At 69.9% G+C, this 17,478-nt stretch carries 15 protein-coding genes and 1 tRNA gene; 11 read left to right on the top strand and 5 right to left on the bottom strand.

Translation table 11 applies throughout. The features are described from left to right. Positions 1–7: 7 nt before the first annotated feature. A complete protein-coding gene (gene mfd / locus ACRSBM_RS36635) occupies positions 8–3,562 on the bottom strand; it encodes a transcription-repair coupling factor (protein WP_434450899.1) in 3,555 nt (1,184 codons plus the stop codon). A gap of 276 nt (positions 3,563–3,838) precedes the next feature. On the opposite strand from mfd, the gene ACRSBM_RS36640 reads away from it, so the two are divergent. Then, positions 3,839–4,366 carry a DUF4291 domain-containing protein gene (locus tag ACRSBM_RS36640; RefSeq protein WP_434453370.1) on the top strand — a complete coding sequence of 176 codons (528 nt, stop codon included), beginning with the start codon at positions 3,839–3,841 and terminating at the stop codon, positions 4,364–4,366. Between the two features lie 7 nt (positions 4,367–4,373). Continuing rightward, entirely contained in the window at positions 4,374–5,483 is a 1,110-nt protein-coding gene (locus tag ACRSBM_RS36645) for a PQQ-dependent sugar dehydrogenase (protein ID WP_434450901.1), read from the top strand. Here the strand turns inward: ACRSBM_RS36645 and ACRSBM_RS36650 are convergent. From ACRSBM_RS36650 to ACRSBM_RS36660, 3 genes are all read right to left on the bottom strand, one after another. Next, positions 5,467–5,895 (bottom strand): MarR family winged helix-turn-helix transcriptional regulator, encoded by a 429-nt coding sequence (locus ACRSBM_RS36650; RefSeq protein WP_434450903.1) that lies wholly within the window; start codon positions 5,893–5,895, stop codon positions 5,467–5,469. The genes ACRSBM_RS36645 and ACRSBM_RS36650 overlap by 17 nt on opposite strands. Positions 5,896–6,104: 209 nt before the next feature. Further along, on the bottom strand, positions 6,105–6,704 hold the full coding sequence (locus tag ACRSBM_RS36655; RefSeq protein ID WP_434453372.1) for a TetR family transcriptional regulator: 600 nt from the start codon (positions 6,702–6,704) through the stop codon (positions 6,105–6,107). A 34-nt stretch (positions 6,705–6,738) separates the two neighbouring features. Then, entirely contained in the window at positions 6,739–7,680 is a 942-nt protein-coding gene (locus ACRSBM_RS36660) for an acyl-CoA desaturase (RefSeq protein ID WP_434450905.1), read from the bottom strand. 159 nt (positions 7,681–7,839) lie between these two features. Here ACRSBM_RS36660 and ACRSBM_RS36665 point away from each other — a divergent pair, with 159 nt between their 5' ends. The 9 genes from ACRSBM_RS36665 to ACRSBM_RS36705 all read left to right on the top strand — a co-directional run bounded on the left by ACRSBM_RS36665 (position 7,840) and on the right by ACRSBM_RS36705 (position 15,750). Beyond that, entirely contained in the window at positions 7,840–8,979 is a 1,140-nt protein-coding gene (locus tag ACRSBM_RS36665) for an alpha/beta hydrolase family protein (RefSeq protein WP_434450907.1), read from the top strand. Positions 8,980–9,068: 89 nt separating this feature from the next. Beyond that, positions 9,069–9,139, top strand: a tRNA-Gln gene (locus ACRSBM_RS36670). A gap of 39 nt (positions 9,140–9,178) precedes the next feature. Continuing rightward, positions 9,179–10,858: a GGDEF domain-containing protein gene (locus tag ACRSBM_RS36675; protein WP_434453374.1), complete on the top strand. Its 1,680-nt coding sequence runs from the start codon at positions 9,179–9,181 to the stop codon at positions 10,856–10,858. 47 nt (positions 10,859–10,905) lie between these two features. Further along, complete coding sequence (gene glmU, locus ACRSBM_RS36680) at positions 10,906–12,375, top strand: bifunctional UDP-N-acetylglucosamine diphosphorylase/glucosamine-1-phosphate N-acetyltransferase GlmU (protein ID WP_434450908.1); 1,470 nt, start codon at positions 10,906–10,908, stop codon at positions 12,373–12,375. Between the two features lie 14 nt (positions 12,376–12,389). Continuing rightward, a complete protein-coding gene (locus tag ACRSBM_RS36685; RefSeq protein ID WP_434453376.1) occupies positions 12,390–13,361 on the top strand; it encodes a ribose-phosphate diphosphokinase in 972 nt (323 codons plus the stop codon). A 317-nt stretch (positions 13,362–13,678) separates the two neighbouring features. Then, entirely contained in the window at positions 13,679–14,281 is a 603-nt protein-coding gene (locus ACRSBM_RS36690; protein ID WP_434450910.1) for a 50S ribosomal protein L25/general stress protein Ctc, read from the top strand. 62 nt (positions 14,282–14,343) lie between these two features. Beyond that, positions 14,344–14,850 (top strand): DivIVA domain-containing protein, encoded by a 507-nt coding sequence (locus ACRSBM_RS36695; protein ID WP_434450912.1) that lies wholly within the window; start codon positions 14,344–14,346, stop codon positions 14,848–14,850. Continuing rightward, entirely contained in the window at positions 14,840–15,403 is a 564-nt protein-coding gene (gene pth / locus ACRSBM_RS36700) for an aminoacyl-tRNA hydrolase (protein WP_434450914.1), read from the top strand. The genes ACRSBM_RS36695 and pth overlap by 11 nt, the downstream gene beginning before the upstream one ends. A gap of 35 nt (positions 15,404–15,438) precedes the next feature. Next, positions 15,439–15,750, top strand: a complete 312-nt coding sequence (locus tag ACRSBM_RS36705; RefSeq protein WP_434450915.1) for a hypothetical protein — start codon at positions 15,439–15,441, stop codon at positions 15,748–15,750. Between the two features lie 17 nt (positions 15,751–15,767). Here the strand turns inward: ACRSBM_RS36705 and ACRSBM_RS36710 are convergent, their stop codons facing one another. Then, the gene (locus tag ACRSBM_RS36710; protein ID WP_434450917.1) at positions 15,768–17,381 is read right to left on the bottom strand and encodes a fatty acyl-AMP ligase; all 1,614 of its coding nucleotides are present in this window, start codon (positions 17,379–17,381) and stop codon (positions 15,768–15,770) included. Positions 17,382–17,478: the final 97 nt, after the last annotated feature.

Raw genomic sequence — 17,478 nt, forward strand, 5'->3', positions numbered from 1 at the left:
TACCCTCTCACGCCTTGGTGACTCCGGTCACGGGAGTCCCCGCGAGCGAGTTCAGGAACGCGGCGCACCAGTCCAGCAGTTCCTGGTCACGCAGCTGCGGTGCACCCATCCGGCCGCCTGCCGCTCCCTCCGTCGGCCTAGGCACGGTGACCGTGCCCATCGTCTGCTTGTAGACGGCCTTCGGGAAGAGCCTGCGCAGCCTCACCAGTTGCGAGTCGAGCAGTTCCAGCTTCGCGAACCGCAGGTTCTGGCCCATCGCGATCACCTCGGTGACCCCGTGGCGGCGGCAGGCGTGCCGCAGGCGGGCGACGCCGAGCAGGCGCTCGACCGGTTCCGGCGGCGTGCCGTAGCGGTCCTTGAGCTCGTCCCAGACGGACGTCAGCGCCGCTTCGTCGGAGGCCGCCGCGATCTTGCGGTAGGCCTCCAGCCGCAGCCGCTCGCCCGGCACGTACTCGTGCGGGATGTGCGCGTCGACCGGCAGGTCGACCCTGACCTCGGCGAGCTCCTCCTCCTCGACGCCGCCGTCGGCTCCCGCGTGCCTGCGGAACGCCTCGACGGCCTCGCCGACCAGCCGGACGTAGAGGTCGAAGCCGACGCCCGCGATGTGACCGGACTGCTCGGCGCCGAGGATGTTGCCGGCGCCGCGGATCTCCAGGTCCTTCATCGCGACGGCCATGCCCGCGCCGAGCTCGGTGTTCTGCGCGATCGTCGCGAGCCGGTCGTGCGCGTGCTCGGTCAGCGGCGTCTCGGACGGGTACAGGAAGTACGCGTAGCCCCGCTCGCGGCCACGGCCGACGCGGCCGCGCAGCTGGTGCAGCTGGGCGAGGCCCAGCAGGTCGCCGCGCTCGACGATCAACGTGTTGGCGTTGGAGATGTCGAGGCCGGTCTCGACGATCGTGGTGCAGACGAGGACGTCGTACTCGCGCTCCCAGAACCCCTGGATGAGGTGTTCGAGCTTGTCCTCGTTCATCTGGCCGTGCCCGGTGACCACGCGGGCCTCCGGCACCAGCTCGCGGATGCGCTTGGCGGCCTTCTCGATCGTCGAGACCCGGTTGTGCACGTAGAAGACCTGGCCGTCGCGCAGCAGCTCGCGGCGGATGGCCGCACCGACCTGCTTGTCGTCGTACGCGCCGACGTAGGTGAGGATCGGGTGCCGTTCCTCCGGCGGGGTCAGGATCGTCGACATCTCGCGGATCCCGGCGAGCGACATCTCCAGCGTGCGCGGGATCGGCGTCGCGGACATCGTCAGCACGTCGACGTGCGTGCGCAGCGCCTTGATGTGTTCCTTGTGCTCGACGCCGAACCGCTGCTCCTCGTCCACGATCACGAGGCCGAGGTCCTTGTACCGCACGGTCTTCTGCAGCAGCCGGTGCGTGCCGATCACGATGTCGACCTCGCCGTCCGCGAGCCCGGCGATCACCTGCTCGGACTCGGCGGGATCGGTGAAGCGGCTGAGCCCCCTGACGTTCACCGGGAACTGGCGCATCCGCTCGGCGAACGTGTTGAGGTGCTGCTGGGCGAGCAGCGTCGTCGGCACCAGCACGGCGACCTGCTTGCCGTCCTGCACCGCCTTGAACGCCGCGCGGACCGCGATCTCCGTCTTGCCGTAGCCGACGTCACCGCAGATGACGCGGTCCATCGGGACGCCGCGTTCCATGTCGGCCTTGACCTCGTCGATCGCGGCCATCTGGTCCTGCGTCTCGGTGAACGCGAACGCGTCCTCCAGCTCGCGCTGCCAGGGCGTGTCGCTCGCGAACGCGTGGCCGGGAGCGCTCTGCCGGGCCGCGTAGAGCTGCACCAGCTCGGCCGCGATCTGCTTGACCGCCTTGCGCGCCTTGGACTTCGTGTTCTTCCAGTCGCTGCCGCCGAGCTTGTTGAGCGTCGGCAGCTCGCCGCCGACGTACCGGCTGACCTCGTCGAGCTGGTCGGTCGGGACGAACAGCCGGTCGCCCGGCTGGCCGCGCTTGGACGACGCGTACTCGAGGACGAGGTACTCGCGGGTGGCCCCGGCGACCGTGCGCTGGACCATCTCCACGTACTTGCCGATGCCGTGCTGCTCGTGCACCACGAAGTCGCCGGCCTTGAGCGCGAGCGGGTCGACCGCGTTGCGCCGCTTGGACGGCATCCTGCGCATGTCCTTTGTGGACGTGCCGCCGCGGCCGCCGGTCAGGTCGGTCTCGGTCAGCACGACCAGCGCGAGGTCCGGCAGCACGAACCCGTCCTCGAGCGCGCCGCGCACGACCGTGACGGTGCCCGCCTTCGGTGCCTCGTCGAGGGACTCGACGCAGACCGCGGAGACCTCGGCCTCCAGCATCCGTTCGACGGCGCGCTGCGCGGTACCGGCACCGGGCACGACCAGCACGGCCGCACCACCCGTCGCCGTGTGCGCCTTGAGGTCCGTGAACGCGCGCTCGACGTCGCCCTGGTAGGCCTCGACCGGCTTGACGTCGAGGTGCACGACGTCCGGGGAGTCGGTGGTGAGCTGGCTGAGCGTCCACCAGGGACGGTCGTTCGCCTTCGCGTGCTCGGAGATCTCGCCGAGGCCCTGGTAGGCGCTGCGCCCGAGGTCGATCGGCGCCTTGCCGCCCGCGGCCGCCGCCATCCACGACGCTTCCAGGAACTCCTGGCCCGTGCGCACCAGGTCGGCCGCGCGGGCGCGGATCTTCTCCGGGTCGTTGAGCAGGACGTGCGTGCCGGGCTCGACGACGTCGGTCAGCAGCTGCAGGTCACCGGGGCACAGCGCCGGGATCAGCGCCTCCATGCCCTCGACCGCGATCCCGGCCGAGATCTTCTCCAGCATCTCCGCGAGGTGCGCGTCCGACTGGTGCTCCTGCGCGAGCTCGGCCGCGCGGTCCTTCACGTCGTCGGTCAGCAGCAGCTCACGGCACGGCGGCGCGACGAAGCCGGTGACCTCCTCCGGCAGCGATCGCTGGTCCTGCACCGAGAACGGCCGGATCTCACTGACCTCGTCGCCCCAGAACTCGACGCGGTACGGGTGCTCGGCCGTCGGCGGGAAGATGTCGAGGATGCCGCCGCGGGTCGCGTACTCGCCGCGCTTCTCGACCATGTCGACGCGGCTGTAGGCGTTCTCGGCCAGGCGCGTGATCAGCTCGGCGAAGTCCTGCTCCTCACCGACCACGAGGTGCACCGGCTTCAGGTCGCCGAGGCCCGGCGCCATCGGCTGGATCAGGCTGCGGACGGTGGTGACGACGACCCTGACCGGGTTGCCCTCGGGGTGCTTGAGCCTGCGCAGGACCTGCAACCGCGCGCCCACAGTGTCCGCGCGGGGCGACAGCCGTTCGTGCGGCAGCGTCTCCCAGCTCGGGAAGAACGCCACCTTGTCGTGGCCGACGAGGTCTTTCAGGACGTTCGTCAGCTCCTCGGCCTCCCGGCCGGTCGCCGTGACGGCCAGGACCGGCCGCGCGGTGGACAGCGCCGCGACCACCAGCGGGCGGGCGGCCAGCGGACCGTCGAGCGCCAACTCGGGCACACCGGCCGAGTCGATCAACGTGCGGAGGGCTTTGTCGGGCAGGACGGAGGAGAGCAGGCCGAGCAGCGGCATGTGAGGAACCCCGGTCGAGAGCGGAGACGCCGGACAGACCCCTGCCTGGGACGAGGGGCCTCACTCCCCACCTTAGCTCGTTCCGCGAACCCTTATCGGGTGGCTCGAGCCCAGCCCCAGCAGAGCGGCGGTGAGGGGTCAGCCTCGACGAGCCGGCCCAGGAATCCGGGCCGGGCACGCCGCAGCGTGCCCGCGGTGGTGAACGCCGCGGACCCTGCCCCCGGAAAATCCGGTGGCTCGGACGAACGCCGGGCAGTCACCCTGTGTTCCGTGTCGATGAGAGAGATCAGGGCTGACTACGACGATCAGTCCATCGTGGTTTACCAGGCCTATTCGCCGGCGATCGCCGAGCCCGCGGTGGCGGCGCAACGGTTCGTGCCGCCGTTCAAGATGGAGCGGATGACGTGGATCAAGCCGTCGTTCCTCTGGATGATGTACCGCTGCGGGTACGCCCGGAAGGAGGGCCAGGAACGCGTCCTGGCCGTGCGCATCACCCGTCCGGGGTTCGATTGGGCGGTCTCCAACGCGGTCGAGAGCAGCATCGGCGGCAAGCCCGCCGTGCGCGTGCAGTGGGATCCGGAGCGCGGCCTGAACCACGAGGCGCTTCCGCACCGGTCCATCCAGATCGGCCTGACCCGCGAGGCCGTGTGGAGGTACGTGCACGAGTGGACGGTCGGCATCACCGACGTGACAGCCCTTGCGCACGCCGTCCACGAGAAGGTGCGTGCGCGTGATCTGGACGGAGCGCGCGCGTTGCTGCCCGTTGAGCGGCCTTACGGAACCTCCACGGCACAAAACGCATAGTTACGACATGCGCGCACTCGTTGCTGCAGGGTTGGTGCTGGTCGCTGCGGCCTGTTCGGCGCCGGAGCCGGGCGGCACCGCGCCGTCGAAGGCTCCCGCACCGCAGGGCCTGAAGGTCGAGGAGGTCGCGGGCGGGTTCCAGCACGGGTGGGACATCGGGTTCCTGCCCGACGGCGCGATGCTGGTCACCGAACGGCCCGGGCGGATCAAGCTGGTGCGCGGCGGCCAGGTCACGCCTGTCGACGTCGACCTCGCGGACGTGCAGGCGCGCGGCGAGGGCGGGCTGATGGGCCTGGTGGTCCACCCCGACAACCAGCGGTTCACCGTTTGCTACAACACCTCGGAAGACGTGCGGCTGGTGACGTTCCGGCTGGACGGCACGCGGGCCACCAAGGTGAAGGACCTGCTCACCGGCATGCCGTCGAACTCGAGCGGCCGGCACTCCGGCTGCCGTCCCACGCTGGCGCCGGACGGCTCGATGTACGTCGCGACCGGTGACATCGCGCAGGCGCGCAACCCGCAGGACCGCACGAGCCTCGGCGGCAAGGTGCTGCGGATCGACGCGGAGACCGGTGAGGGCGCCGCCGGCAACCCGTTCGCGTCCTCCGGCAACGCCAACGAGCGCCGGATCTACACCTACGGCCACCGCAACGTGCAGGGCGTGGTGTTCCGGCCGGGCAGCGACCAGGCGTTCTCCAGCGAGCACGGGCCGAACGTCGACGACGAGGTCAACCTGCTGCGCGCGGGCGCCAACTACGGCTGGGACCCGTCCGAGGGCGGCACGCGGGGCGGGTACGACGAGAGCGTCCCCATGACCGACCTGCAACGGTTCCCGGACGCGGTGCCGGCGGTGTGGTCGTCCGGCTCGACGACCGAGGCGATCTGCCAGGCGGCGTTCTGGAACGGCAAGCTCGCCATCACCGCGCTGAAGGGCTCGAAGCTGCTGCTCTTCACGCTGGACGACGGCGGCAAGGTGCAGAACGTCAGCATCCCCGAGGAGCTCAACGACACCTACGGCCGTCTGCGCGCCGCTCGCACCGCGCCGGACGGGTCGCTCTACCTCACGACGTCGAACGGCAACAACGACAAGCTGCTGAGGCTCACAGGAGGCGTGTGAGCCCGCGGACGAAGGTCTGCTGCTGGTCGCCCAGCGCGGCGAAGTAGGCCTGGTCCGCGTCCTCGACGTCCTTCACGGCCCTGTCCACCAGCGCCTTTCCCGTCCCGGTGAGGCGCAGCAGCCGCGCCCGCGAGTCCGCCGGGTCGATCTCGCGCTCGACCAGCCCGCGGTCCGCGAGCCTGCGCAGGACCTGCGAGGTCATCATCGGATCGGTGCCCGCGTGCTCGGCGAGACGTTGCTGCGAAGGCGTACCGCTGTGGGTGACCAACCACCACAAGGACGCGAGCAGGACGAACTGCACCGGCGTCAGTTCGTGTGGGGCCAACGCCGCTCGCATGGCCCGCTGCCACGCGAGCGTCACCCGCCACAAGAGGAAACCGGGGGACTCTTCCGGGGCGGAGAACCGCGTCACGGGGCCGACGCCGTCGTGCCGTCCGACCCCTCGACGAACGGTCCCGACAGCGTCACGGAATCCGGGCTGCGGCCCCACTCCGCCCACACGTGGACATCGCCGCGGGACCCTCGCACCGTTTCACCGCCAGCCGGACCTTCGGCGCCGTGCACAAAGGAGTTCGTCGCCATGCGTGCAGATGGTAAGCGCGCTTACCGATGCCCGCTGGATCAGGAACGGCTGCGCAGCCGGGGCTTGTGGTCCATGGCCGAGAGGCCGTTCCACGCCAGGTTGACCAGGTGCGCGGCGACCTCGTCCTTCTTCGGCTTGCGCGCCTCCAGCCACCACTGCCCGGTCAGCGCGACCATCCCGACCAGTGCCTGCGCGTACAGCGCGGCGAGCTTGCGGTCGTAGCCCTGCTTGGCGAAGTGCAGCCCGAGGATGTGCTCGACCTGCGAGGCGATGTCGTTCAGCAGCGACGAGAACGTGCCGGAGGACGAGGCGACGGGCGAGTCGCGCACCAGGATGCGGAACCCGTCCGTCGAGCCCTCGATGTAGTCGAGCAACGCGCAGGCGGCCCGTTCCAGCAGCTCACGCGGGTGTTCGCCGTCCTCCAGCGCCGTGACGATCTGGTCCATCAGGCGCTGCATCTCGCGGTCCACCACGACGGCGTAGATGCCTTCCTTGCCGCCGAAGTGCTCGTAGACGACGGGCTTGGACACGTCGGCACGGTGGGCGATCTCCTCGATCGAGGTCGCCTCGAAGCCCTTCTCGGCGAACAGGGCCCGGGAGACGTCCAGGAGCTGCTCTCGGCGTTCCTTGCCCGTCATCCTGACCCTGGTCACCCCGGTGAGCCTACAAAGCTCATTCCTTCACGGTGATCCTGGCCAGGCGCTGGTCGTTCGGCCAGCGCACGTTCCAGGCCCAGCCGAACTTCTCGAAGATCCAGATCAGGCGGGCCGAGGTGTCGATCTGGCCGCGCTTCACGCCGTGCCGCGCTGAGGTCGGGTCGGCGTGGTGCAGGTTGTGCCACGACTCGCCGAAGCTGAGGATCGCGAGCGCCCACACGTTGGCGGAGCGGTCGCGCGCGGCGAACGGGCGGTCGCCGACCATGTGGCAGATCGAGTTCACCGACCACGTGACGTGGTGCAGGAACGCGACCCGGACCAGGCCGGCCCAGAAGAACGCGGTCACGCCACCCCAGAACGACCACGTGAGCAGGCCGCCGAGGACACCCGGCGCGGCCAGGGAGATCGTCGTCCACGCCACGAAGTGCTTGTCGACCCACACGATGTCCTTGTCGGCCAGCAGGTCGGGCGCGAAGCGCTGGTGGTTGGTCTTGTCCCGGTCGAACAGCCACCCCATGTGCGCGTGCCAGAAGCCCTTGGCCAGCGCCGCGGGGCCGGTGCCGAACAGCCACGGCGAGTGCGGGTCGCCCTCGCGGTCGGAGAAGGCGTGGTGGCGGCGGTGGTCGGCGACCCAGTCGATGACCGGGCCCTGCAGCGCCATCGATCCGGCGATCGCCAGGGCGATCTTCAGCGGGCGCTTGGCCTTGAACGAGCCGTGCGTGAAGTGGCGGTGGTAGCCGATCGTCACGCCCAGGCCGGAGAGGTAGTAGAAGGCGACGAAGAGGGCGACGTCCACCCAGCCGAGCCCCCAGCCCCAGGCGAAGGGGATGGCGGCGAGCAGGGCGATGAAGGGAACGATGACGAACACGTACACGCCGAGCTGTTCCGCGTGGCTGCGTCGTCCGTCGAAGAGCGGTTTGGGGCCTTGGTCGGTGCTCTGGCCAATGGTCGTGGTCATGCGCAAACCTCTGGGGGTGAGGGGTCAGCGAACCTACGGAACCGTAACTTACGGAAGCGTAAGTTAGGTCGCGCGTGCTCGCCACACTCCACTGGGAATTCTCAGGTTCTCCGCGCTGTGTCGCCTGGAATCCAGGCCTCGACGCGGCATCATCGGTAGATGGCCAGACGCAAGATCATCCGGATCACCGCGACCTCGTTGCTCGTCCTGCTCGTGCTGGTCACGGTGGCTCTGGGCGGCATCGGCTGGTACTACAGCGGTGAGCTGCTCGAACCGGCGGAAGTGCCACGGCGCTACCCCGAGACCGCACTCGGCGTGGACGACGAGAACATCGTTCTCGCCGAATCGAAGCTCACGCTGCAACGCGGCACGTTCGGCATCGTCTGGCCCGGCGGCACCGCCAAGGTCGGTGACGTCGCCTCCACGAAGGACGGTCGCGTCGAACGCCCTCTGTTAGAGGGCACCGCACCGCCCGAGGGCACCTCGGTGCGCATGGAGACCGACGTCTACGAGGGCAACCCGAAGACCTCGCTCGGGCTCGTCTACAGCGACGTCGCGGTCCCGGGCGAACTCGGCGACATGCCCGCGTGGTTCGTCCCGGCGGCGAACAAGGACACGTGGGTCATCACCGTGCACGGGCGGGGCGCGTCGCGCGAAGAGGCCCTGCGCGTGGTTCCTCAGCTCCATGGTGCTGGATTGCCCGTTTTGCTGATCACCTACCGCAACGACTCCGGCGTGCCGAAGTCGCCGGACGGCCTCTACCACCTCGGCGACACCGAGTGGCACGACGTCGAGGCGGCCATCAGGTACGCGCAGGGCCAGGGCGCGCGCAACGTCGTGCTCTACGGCTGGTCGATGGGTGGCGCGATCGTCGGCCAGACGCTCGCCCGGTCCGGCCTCGCGGAGGCCGTCAGCGGCGTGGTGCTCGACTCCCCCGTCACGGACTGGACGGAGACGCTGAACCTCCAGGCGCAGAACCGGGGCGTGCCGACGTGGCTGACGCCGGTCGCCGAGGTCGTGTCCGGCTGGCGCGCCGGCATCGACTTCGACCGGTTCGACCTCGTCGCCAACCCGCCCGCGCACAAGCCGCCGACGCTGCTGTTCCACGGCTCGGCGGACGGCACCGTGCCGGCCCAGTCCTCGCGCGACCTCGCGACCGCGGCGGGCGGGCTCGGGTGGCCGCTGCAGTACGTGGAGATCCCCGGCGCGGACCACACTTCGGGATGGAATGTGGCGACCGACACGTACCGCGGCGCGCTCGGCGACTTCCTGACCAGGTCAATCGGTGCCCGGCCGTGATCTTGAGCTGAGCCGGGTGAGTGGTGGTTGGACAAGAAGAGGACCACTCGTGACAACATGTGCGGCAGGGCGGGCGCGAGTTCGCCTGTTCCGCCATGGTGTAAAGGCAGCACCTCGGATTTTGGTTCCGATGGTCCAGGTTCGAATCCTGGTGGCGGAGCAAGGGCCTTGAGGGCACAGGGTCGCGCTCTTGGGAGGTGTGAAGCTGCCCGAGGAAACGGTCGACGAGCAGGGCAACGTGGGCCACCGCCACCACGAGATGTCCGACGCGTGGCTGGTGGGCCGCGCGAGCGAGCTTGTCGCCGTCGCCCAGAGCAGCCACCTCGCCGCGCAGCTCGACGCGGCCTCCGAGGTCGACCGCATCCTCGCCGAGGCGCAGGGCCGCGGCGAGCCTCGCATCGTCGCGCAGCTGCTGCGCGCCGCGGCCGTGGTCCGGCTGGTGACGCCGGGGCTGGTCGACATGTCCGACCCGCAGCTCGACGAGATGCTCAGCCACTGCCGCCGCCACGGCCTGATCGTGCTGGAGGCGGACTCGCGGGCGTTGCGCGGGCGCCGGTTCCTGCTGGGCAACGCCGAGGACAAGGCGCTGACCGAGATCGCGTCGGCGCTCGCGATGATGCTCGACGAGGAACCCGAGATCGATCCGGTCTTCGACAAGCGGATCTGGGACCAGCTGCTCGCGACGACGCTGCAGGACATCGCGCTCGTGCTCACCCAGCTCGGCGTCTACGAGATGGCGGACGACGTGCTGGCGCGCGCGAACAACGCGTTGCGCGAGAGCGGCCAGCCGCACCAGATCTACGTGCACCTGGTGAACCGGGCCCGGCTGCGGATCGGCTGGGGCCTGCGGCTCGAACGGGTGAACCTGCACGACGCCGCGCACGAGCAGTTCCGGGTGGCCTCCGGGCTCGCCGAGGCCGCCGAGGTGCCGTTCCGGCAGTCGCTGCACCCCGGCCGGCGCGACCTCGACGCCGCCGAGCAGGTGCCGATCCTCGGCGCGGCCCACGCGCTGACGAACCCGAGCCGGGACCACCTCGACCGGCTGTGGTCGTTGCGCGGCCTGTCGATGTACGCGCGGGAGCTGATCATCGTCGCGATCGCACTGGCCCGGTGCCTGGTCGAGGCGAACCGGCTCGACGACGCGCTCAAGGTGCTCGACGACACGCGCACGCAGATGGAGCACGACACGTCGGAACCGTCGCTGGTGCTGTCGCTGGAACGCGAGTACGCGCACCTGTCCGGTCCACACACGACATCGGCGTTGCAGGCGTACAACGCGGCCCTGGAGCTGGAGCTGTGGCAGATGCGGGAGTCCCGCGTGGCCACGTTGCAGACGCGCCGCGAACACGAACGGCTGACGCGGGCGCACGGCGCCATCGCGCAGCAGGCGTTGCAGGACCCGCTGACGGGGCTGCCGAACCGGCGCGCGCTCGACGACAAGATGAGCGAGCTCATCGCCGGTCAGGTCGACCCCTTCTCCATCGCACTGGTCGACCTCGACGGGTTCAAGGGCGTGAACGACCGGCATTCACATGCCGAGGGTGATGATGTCCTCCGGGTGATTGCCAGCACACTCCGGCAGGCCCTGCGGGGTGACGACATGGTGGCCCGCTACGGCGGCGACGAGTTCGTCGTGCTGCTGCCGGGCGCCCCCCTGCACGCCGCCGAAGCAGCGCTCGGCCGGGCCGTGGATGCCGTGGCGGGCTTGCCAATCGACCTCTCCCGCGGGGTGACGCTGTCGGTCGGCGTCATCTCACTGCGCCCGCGTGAATCCGCCAACCAGGCCCTGTCGAGGGCGGACTCGGCGATGTACGTGGCGAAGCGCCAGGGTGGCTGCCAGGTAGCGGCGGTGGCGGGGGAGCCGTCCGCGGAGGCTTAGGCTGGTCCGCGGACTTCGAAACACCCAGCCTGTTAGGGAGAGCATTGATGCTCGAGGGCCCTGTCAGCACGGTCGTGCTCGCCGCCGGGGAAGGCACCCGCATGCGGTCGTCCACGCCCAAGGTGCTGCACCGGATCGCCGGACGTTCACTCGTCGAACACGCGGTGCGCGCGGCGGCCGGCACAGATCCCGACCACCTGGCCGTCGTCGTCGGCCATGGCCGTGAAGCCGTCACAGAGCATCTGGAGACCCTCGCCGGGACGCTGGGCCGCAAGGTCACCGTCGCGGTGCAGGCCGAGCAGAAGGGCACCGGGCACGCCGTCTCGTGCGGCCTGGCCGAACTGCCGCACGACCTGGCCGGCACGGTGATCGTGAGCTACGGCGACGTGCCGCTGCTCGACACCCAGACGTTCACCGCGCTGCTCGACGAGCACTCGGCGGCCGGCAACGCGGTCACAGTCCTGACGGCCGTGGTGGAGAACCCCACCGGGTACGGCCGGATCGTCCGCGACGCCGACGGCTCCGTGCAGCGGATCGTGGAGCAGAAGGACGCCGACCACGCCGAGCAGCTGATCAACGAGATCAACTCCGGCGTCTACGCGTTCGACGCGGCGGTGCTGCGCGACGGCCTGTCGCGGTTGTCCACCGACAACGCGCAGGGCGAGCTGTACCTGACCGACGTGCTGGGCATCGCCCGCGGCGACGGCCTGCGCGTGGGCGCGCTGATCGCGTCCGACCGCTGGCTCGTCGAGGGCGTCAACGACCGCGTGCAGCTCGCGGCCGTGGGCGCCGAGATGAACCGCCGCCTCGTCGAGGGCCTGATGCGCTCCGGCGTGACCGTCGTCGACCCGGCCTCGGTGTGGGTGGACGCGGACGTGCGGGTCGGCCAGGACGCCCTGATCGAGCCGAACGTGCAGCTCCGCGCGGGCACGGTGATCGGCGCGAACGCGGTCGTCGGCCCGGACACGACGCTGTCCGGCGTGACCGTGGGCGCCGGCGCCTCGGTCGTGCGGACCCACGGCAGCGACTCGGTGATCGGCGACGGCGCGTCCGTCGGCCCGTTCGCCTACCTCCGCCCTGGCACGTCTCTAGGCGTGAAGGGCAAGATCGGCACGTTCGTCGAGACCAAGAACTCGACGATCGGCGAAGGTTCGAAGGTTCCCCACCTGTCCTACATCGGTGACGCCACGATCGGCGATCACAGCAACATCGGTGCAGCATCGGTAACCGTCAACTACGACGGGGTGAACAAGCACCGCACGATCGTCGGATCCCACTGCCGCACCGGCTCGGACAACATGTTCGTGGCACCGGTGACCGTGGGCGACGGCGCGTACACCGGCGCGGGCACCGTCCTGCGCCGCGACGTCCCACCGGGCGCGCTCGCCGTGTCCGGTGGCCCGCAACGCAATCTCGAAGGCTGGGTCCTCAGCCGCCGTGACGGAACCGCCGCGGCCCAGGCAGCGGCAGCCGCCCTCGCGAAGCAGAGTTCGGAACAGACAGAGGAGGGTCGCTGACCGTGAACCCGCAGATGCCCGGCACACCGAAGAAGAACCTGATGCTCTTCGGCGGGCGTGCCTACCCCGAGCTGACGGAAGAGGTCGCGAAGCACCTCAACGTCACGGTGACCCCGCAGTCGGCCTACGACTTCGCCAACGGCGAGATCTTCGTCCGCTTCGAGGAGTCCGTGCGTGGCTGTGACGCGTTCGTCATCCAGTCCCACACCGCGCCCATCAACCAGTGGCTGATGGAGCAGCTGATCATGGTCGACGCCCTGAAGCGGGCCTCCGCCAAGCGCATCACCGTGATCATGCCGTTCTACCCGTACAGCCGGCAGGACAAGAAGCACCGCGGCCGCGAGCCCATCTCCGCGCGGCTGGTGGCCGACCTGTTCAAGACCGCGGGCGCCGACCGCCTCGTGTCCGTCGACCTGCACACCGCCCAGATCCAGGGCTTCTTCGACGGCCCGGTCGACCACCTGTGGGCCATGCCCCTGCTGGCCGACCACATCCGCGGCAAGTACGCGGGCCACGAGATCACCGTCGTCTCCCCCGACTCCGGCCGCACCAAGCTGGCCGAGAAGTGGGCCGACACCCTCGGCGGCGCCCCGATCGCGTTCATCCACAAGACGCGTGACCCGCTGCGCCCGAACGAGGTCGTCTCGAACCGGGTGGTCGGCAAGGTCGAGGGCCGCCTCTGCATCGTGATCGACGACATGGTCGACACCGGCGGCACCATCGCCGGCGCCGTGCGGCAGCTGCTGAACGAGGGCGCCGCCGACGTGGTCATCGCCGCGACGCACGGCATCCTCTCCGGCCCGGCCACGCAGCGCCTGCAGGACTCGGGCGCCCGCGAGGTCGTGTTCACCGACACCCTGCCGATCCCGGCGGAGAAGCGGTTCCCGAACATGACCGTGCTGTCGATCGCTCCCCTCCTGGCCCGCGTGATCCAGGAAGTGTTCGAGGACGGCTCCGTCACCTCGCTGTTCGACGGCAACGCCTGACCTTTTTGCCGGAACGCGGGGGCCCCGCGTTTCCTTCAGGGGAACGCAGGGCCCCCGCGTGCGTCCGGCGGCGGGGTGCGGAGTGCGGTAGGGACCCCCCGATTGGCTTCCGCGATACCGCCTCACCTACACTGGTCGGGTTGCCTCGGCGAGGGCGAGCTTTCCAGCTCAACGTGATCGACGCGGTGGCTTGATGCCGCGCGTGTTGACCCGTTTCCGCGCTGCTCGCCGCCGCAGGCCACCACCCAAAGCCTGAACCGCTGATACTTGTGCACCGCCCCGACGTACAAGGCCAGACTTGTAAGGAGTACCCCACCGTGTCCGAGGTTCGTCTCGCCGCTGAGCAGCGCACCGAATTCGGCAAGGGCGCCGCCCGCCGTACCCGTCGCGCCGGCAAGATCCCCGCGGTCCTCTACGGCCACGGTTCCGACCCGAAGCACCTGGCCCTGCCGGCGCTCGAGTTCGCCCGTGTCGTCCGCGAGCACGGTCAGAACGCCGTCCTCACTCTCGCCCTTGACGGCGGCAGCGAGCTGGCGCTCACCAAGACCGTCACCACGCATCCCATCAAGAACTACATCGAGCACGTCGACCTGCTGCTCGTCCAGCGCGGCGAGAAGGTCACGGTCGAGGTGCCGCTGGTCATCTCGGGCGAGCCCGCCTCGGGCACGCTGCTGACGCAGGACCTCAGCACGATCCAGATCGAGTCCGACGCGCTCAACATCCCCGAGCAGATCGAGCTGTCGATCGCCGGTGTCGCCGCCGGCACCCAGATCCACGCCAGCGACCTGACGCTGCCGGCCGGTGCCGTCCTGATCACCGACGCCGACGCCCTCGTCGTCGCCGTGAACGAGGCGCCGTCCGCGGCGCAGCTCGAGGGTGACGAGGCGGCCGCTCCGGCCGAGGCCACCGAGGAAAGCTGAGCCCCATCACGTCGGGCCGGGACAACGGCGCGCCACCTCCTCACGAGGGGGGCGGCGCGCCGTTGCAGTACCTGAGGCCCGCCGACGTCCGGTCGAAGACCTTCCGCCGCAAGCGGCAGGGCTACGACCCGGACCAGGTGAACGAGTTCATGCAGATCGTCGCCGACGCCTTGGCAGGCCGTCTCCGCCTCGACCCGGACCACGTGCGCACCGTGAGGTTCGCCGCGGTCCCGAACGGCTACGACCCGCTCAGCGTCGACGGCGTCCTGCACCTGCTGGAGTTCCAGGTCCGCAACGGCATCGTGCCGCCGACGGGCCTGAACACCGGCGAGGACCTGTACGCGCGCAAGCTCCCGAAGACCGGCACCGGCTACGATCGCGCCGAAGTCGACGCCTTCCTCACCCGCGCAGCGGCGAACCTGGACGGCCGGGGCACCATGACCTCCACCGAGGTCCGCAACACCCGGTTCAGCACCACGTCCGGCCTGCTGGGCAAGGGATACCAGGTGCAGGCCGTGGACACGTTGCTGGACGATCTCGAGCAGGAGTTGCGGTTCCGTGGACGCTGACCTCGCCCTCATCGTCGGGCTGGGCAACCCAGGCCCCCGCTACGAGGGCAACCGCCACAACATCGGCTTCCTGGTCCTCGACGAACTGGCCGCCCGCGTCGGCGGCAGGTTCAAGGCCCACAAGTCCGGCGCCGAGATCGTCGAGGGCCGGTTGAGCGGCCACCGGGTCGTCCTCGCGAAGCCCCGCAGCTTCATGAACCTCTCCGGCGGCCCGGTGGCGAGCGCCGTGAAGTTCTTCAAGCCCACCACCATCCTGGTGGTCCACGACGAGCTCGACCTCCCGTTCGCCGCGCTGCGCATGAAGCTCGGCGGTGGCGACAACGGCCACAACGGACTCCGCTCGATCACGAAGTCCCTGGGCACCAAGGACTACCACCGCCTCCGCTTCGGCGTGGACCGCCCGTCGGGCCGCCAGGACCCGGCCGACTACGTGCTGAAGGACTTCTCCACCGTCGAGCGCAAGCAGCTCGCGCTGGAGATCGACCGGGCGGCGGACGCGGCCGAGGCCCTGGTCACCAAGGGCCTGGAAGCCGCACAAAACGCTTTCCACTAGCGGGACAATGGACGGCATGACCAACCGAAAGGGCCATGCCGCGTAGGCGCCCGAACGAACTGGACGGGTTCAGCGACCGCTTCCTGTCCGACATCGTGCGGCTCGAACTGAGCCGCGGCTACCTCTGGCCGACCGCGGTCCAGTCCTCGCTGCGGCACTGGACCGAGTTCGTGCACACCCCCTACCGCCGCCTCTGGGACTACGACGAGAACGGCTGTGGCTTCTGGGACTGCTGCGGCAACCCGTTCGAAGCGCGTGAACTGCTCGACTTCGTCGCCCGCGCGCTCCCCCGCAAGAGCGCGAAGGAACTGCGCAGGCGACTCACCGAACTCGACGACCTCTACTAGCTAGTGCCGTCACGGCACTAGACGAGTGCGGCCGCCGCGGACCGCCGGAGCTTGCCGGACGGCGTCTTCGGCAACGTCCCCGGCGGCTGCACCACCACGGCGAACGGCCGCAACCCGACCGCGTCCACGACCCTGGCCGTCACCTGCTTGACCAGATCCTTCTCGGCGGTGGCGTCGCCGGCCAGCTTCGACTCCAGCACCACGGCGAACCGTTCGCGCTGCGTCCCGGCGTCCAGCCGCACCGCCACCGCGTTGCCGGCGCGCACCCCGTCCACCGAGCAGGCGGCACGCTCCACATCGGTCGGGTAGATGTTCCGGCCGCCCATGATGATGACGTCCTTGCGCCGCCCGCAGACGACGACCTGGCCGTCCTCCACCACGTACCCGAGGTCGCCGGTGGCCAGCCACCCTTCGGCGTCCTGAGTGGCCAGTGGACCGTTCACCGTCAGGTAGCCGGGCGTGACGGCCTCGCCGCGGATCTGCAGCTCGCCCACGTCCCGAACGCCGAGCACCTCACCGGAGTCCGAGACCACGCGCAGTTCCAGACCCGGCAACGGCGGCCCGAGCAGCGGGAAGGCACGGCCATCCGGTGCGGGAACGGCGCGCTTGTCCGCTTCCACGGCGTCCGCGTCCACCACGTCCACCGACAGGCCGGTGAACAACGGCGCGAAAGCCACGCCCAGGGTCGTCTCGGCCATCCCGTAGGCGGCGAGGATCGACTCGGGCCGCAACCCGAACCGTTCGCCGGCCGACACGAACGCCTCCACCGCGGCCGGATCGATCGGCTCGGCGCCATTCAGGGCCAGCCGCAGGGAGGACAGGTCGAACGAGTCGGACGAGGAAGCCAGGCGGCGCGCCACGATCGCGTAGGCGAAGTTCGGCGCGGCGGTGATCGTGCCGCGGTACCGGGTGATCAGGTCGGCCCACAGGGTGGGGCGCGACAGGAAGTCGACCGGCGTGACCTTCACCAGTTCCAGTCCGAACAGCATCGGGACGGTCAGGAAGCCGACCATCCCCATGTCGTGGAACAGCGGCAGCCACGACACCATGACGTCGGAGGACGGATCCAGTGCCGCTGCGATCCGCATGCCCTCGGCGTTCGCCATCAGGTTGCGGTGGGTGATGCGAACGGCTTTCGGATCCGCGGTGGACCCACTCGTCAACTGCAGCAGTGCCGTGGCATCCTCGGGGGTGGGAACAGGAGCGGCGATCGGCTCCGCGTCGAGCTCGGAGAGCAGCCTGTAGGGCACTCCGTGCTGGTCCAGAACGGCGGCCAGAGCGTCGAACGGGCTGCCGAGCAGGACCAGACGCGAGTCGATCATGGCGAGCACCCGTAGCGTGTCCTCGGCCCACTCGGCCAGGTCGGTGCGTGGTGTGGGTTGATGCAACATCGTGACGCTGCCACCACACAGCCATGCGGCTTGCACGGCTGGGGCGATCACGGCTGGTTCGGCGGCGAGCACGGCGATCGCGGTGCCCGGCGCCACGTCGAGCGCACCGGCCATCCGCCGGGCGCGTTCGTGCACCTCGGCCCAGGTCCGGCGGACGGGCGCGGCGGGTTCACCCGTCGTCATGCCCCTGTCCCCGCCGTTTGCGGCCGTCGCCAGCATCACATCCACGAACTGACTCATGTTCGTGATCGTAGTGGCGCCGTTTGGTCCATCAGGACGAAACGTTATGCCACGCGAAACGCGATACTCCCCAGTACAGGTACGCAGGAGGAGGTCA

The sequence above is a fragment of the Lentzea xerophila genome, assembly GCF_051094245.1.
Lineage (GTDB): Bacteria > Actinomycetota > Actinomycetes > Mycobacteriales > Pseudonocardiaceae > Lentzea > Lentzea xerophila.